This window comes from Candidatus Coatesbacteria bacterium, assembly GCA_014728225.1.
In the GTDB taxonomy this organism is placed as follows: Bacteria; RBG-13-66-14; RBG-13-66-14; order RBG-13-66-14; family RBG-13-66-14; genus WJLX01.
In genome coordinates this window covers 1-2,713 of record WJLX01000162.1, presented here as the reverse complement: position 1 = coordinate 2,713, position 2,713 = coordinate 1, and the positions used below count along the sequence as shown (strand labels likewise).

Sequence of the window (2,713 nt, the reverse complement as noted above, 5' to 3'; positions counted from 1 at the left end):
CGTCTTGCCTGGTTCGTCTTGCCTGGTTCGTCTTGCCTGTTCGTTGCGTGACCGCTGCTCCGACCTTCACCCGGCGGGTCGTCGGGAACTAACGCCGACCCCGCCTAGTCCTCCAGCAGATCGGTGAAGTAGAGCAGGTAGTAGATCACCTGGTGGCCCTTGAGACCCTCGATCTTGTCGGTGTCCGGATCGTCCCACTCATAGGTCACCAGCAGGTCGTAGTCGTCATCGGAGATCTCACCGCTGTCCCAGGTGGCCAGCACCCTGAAGGAACGGTCGGTCAACTCGCCGGCGGTGTCGTCATCGACCTCGAGGTAATACTCGGTGCGGTAGGAGGTGTTCTTGATCCGCTTCTCGTCGCCGCCGTCCTCGAGGTAGGCCAGGATGATGTATTCGTCGTCCTTGATGCAGTCGGCCTGAATGTAACCGCGGATCTCGTACTCGGTATCGAGGATGCGGTTGTTCTCGTCGATGTAACCCAATAGCGCATCGCCGGCGTCGTAGACGGCGTAGGCCTCGCCCTCCAGGGTGGCGGCCAGGCCGACGCCGACTGCCGCCAGCAGGAAAAAGATGGTCAAACGGCGCATGATGTGCTCCTCCGGACAAATGACAACGGCGGGCCGCCGCCGGCGAGGTTGCGCTCAACGTGCCGGTGGTTCCATCCGGCCGCTGCCGTAAGCGATCGGGACACTTACCGTCTGGGCGGTTAGCCGGGTTGAGCTATCTCGGTTGAGCTATCTCGACAGCACAGTCCCGACAATGGTTTTTCAGTGGTGGAGAAGTACCCTCGAATTGTGACAGTTTAGCATCCAGCTTCATCTTTTTCAAGCTGACGGGCTGCGGATGGGGCCCGGCACCGAGTACGCAACGGCGACATCTGCTATACTTGAGGGTGGGTTTGTCGCCTTGTTGGATTGGCAATTATCCAGATGGGAGTGTAAAACGAGATGGCGAGCTGCGATCGAGAAAAAGACAACCTCCAGGCCTGCAACTGCACCTATCCCTGCCCCAAAAAAGGCCGCTGCTGCGAGTGCGTCGCCTACCACCGCGGCCGGGGCGAGCTGCCGGCCTGCTACTTCGACACCGCGGCCGAGAAAACCTACGATCGCTCGATCGAGTATTTCGTTTCCCTCCATAGTTGACGCCCCGGCGGACGGGAGGTTTGCCATGCGGTATGATGGACAAATGATTGCGGTGTTCTTGTCGGCGTTGAGCACCGTCGGTTGGGCCGACGCCGGTTACCTGGGCGATCCGATCCAGAACGCCGCCCCCCTGCTCGAGGCGGACACCCAGGTGACGATGAGCGCCGAAGAGGTGGTCATCGAGCTGCTGAGCCCCGAGATCGACGGCCGTGAGCTGACCGAGGAGGAGCGCTGGGAGCTGGATTGGGAAACAAACCAGCAACTGCATCCCGACAACCGGGTCGTCGCCGCCTTCGAGTTCACCAACACCGGTCCCGCGCAGACGGTCACCATGTACGTACCGCTGGCGGTACGGCACCCCTTCTACGGTCCCTACCTCTGGATCGAGGACGAAGCGGCGGCCCTCGAAACGATCAGCATCCGTGTCGACGGCGAACCCGTCGAGCCCTACGCCGTCTACCGCGGTGTCTGGGACCCCGACAGCTACCGCGATTACGGCTCCTGGGAGGAGCTGGCGCCGCTGATCGAGCCGCTTCAGGAAACCGAGCCCGCGGTCGGGGCCGACTTCTACTTCCGCAACGGCGCCACCGATCCCGCGGCGGAGGTCGCCAACCCACCCCACGCCGCCGAGTCCCTGCTGGCGGCTTGGGACGTCGAGTTCCCCGCCGGGGAGAGCCGCCTGGTCGAGTACAGCCAACGCTACGAATGGTCGATGGATTACCTTTACACCTCGTTCCGTTTCTGCTACCCCCTCTACACCGGAGCGGGTTGGGCCGGACCGATCGGTCGGGGACGGATTACCGTCGTCGGCGACCCCGACTTCGACTGGAGCTACCTGGCCGCCGCCCAGGGTTTCTGTCTGCCGCCCGCCCAACGGGAGTCCGACTACGAGCTGAGCTTCGCCGCCCCCTTCGACAAAGGCGTACTGCTGCCCGACTACGCCGGTGATTACGATCGCGCCCTGGTCTGGGAGTTCACCGATCTCGAACCCGTCGGCGGACTGGAGAGCTGGAAGACCTTCAACCCGGACTTCGGCGATATCTACAACGCCGATTACGACGCCTGGCGCGCGGCGCTGGACCGGGGCGAGGAACCGCCGCCCGACGGCCGTCGCGCGACCCTGATCTACCTGGCCCTCGGCGCGGCCCCCAACAGTTACATGGTGCTGGATACCTCTCCCGTCGGCATGCCGGTCTACGACGCCCCCGAGGGAGAACCCCTGGCCGCCCGGGCCTTCTACGGCGACGTCGTCCGGGTGGAGGAACGCCGGAACGACTGGATCTACGGCAGTTGGTGGTCGCCCTGGAGCGGCGACGACCAGGGCTACGCCGGCTGGCTGCCGCTGACCGTCGTCGACGACGACGGCCTGGTCCGACCGCGACTGATCCCCCAATACTAGTACACCGCAACCCGCAATACTCCGCTCCCCGCGAGACCGTGAACGCGAGACCTTTGAAAAACCCCGCCGACCGCCTGACGCGATCGGCCCCGGAACTGGCACGGTTTTTGCGGAAGCGCAGCGTTGCCGCCGCTCCAACGGTCGCTGAGATGCAAAAACCGTGCCAGTTCCG

3 protein-coding genes are annotated in these 2,713 nt (G+C 63.9%); 2 read left to right on the top strand and 1 reads right to left on the bottom strand.

Translation table 11 applies throughout. From position 1 onward, the window contains the following. Positions 1–104 precede the first annotated feature (104 nt). Positions 105–587, bottom strand: a complete 483-nt coding sequence (locus GF399_11750; protein MBD3400986.1) for a hypothetical protein — start codon at positions 585–587, stop codon at positions 105–107. Positions 588–947: 360 nt separating this feature from the next. On the opposite strand from GF399_11750, the gene GF399_11745 reads away from it, so the two are divergent. Then, the gene (locus tag GF399_11745; protein ID MBD3400985.1) at positions 948–1,142 is read left to right on the top strand and encodes a hypothetical protein; all 195 of its coding nucleotides are present in this window, start codon (positions 948–950) and stop codon (positions 1,140–1,142) included. A 43-nt stretch (positions 1,143–1,185) separates the two neighbouring features. Next, a complete protein-coding gene (locus tag GF399_11740) occupies positions 1,186–2,541 on the top strand; it encodes a hypothetical protein (protein MBD3400984.1) in 1,356 nt (451 codons plus the stop codon). The last annotated feature ends 172 nt before the right edge of the window (positions 2,542–2,713 follow it).

Bases quoted from the DNA above. Each gene is read 5' to 3' on its own strand.
- GF399_11750 (MBD3400986.1), bottom strand. From the start codon at position 587: ATGCGCCGTTTGACCATCTTTTTCCTGCTGGCGGCAGTCGGCGTCGGC.
- GF399_11745 (MBD3400985.1), top strand. From the start codon at position 948: ATGGCGAGCTGCGATCGAGAAAAAGACAACCTCCAGGCCTGCAACTGC.
- GF399_11740 (MBD3400984.1), top strand. From the start codon at position 1,186: ATGATTGCGGTGTTCTTGTCGGCGTTGAGCACCGTCGGTTGGGCCGAC.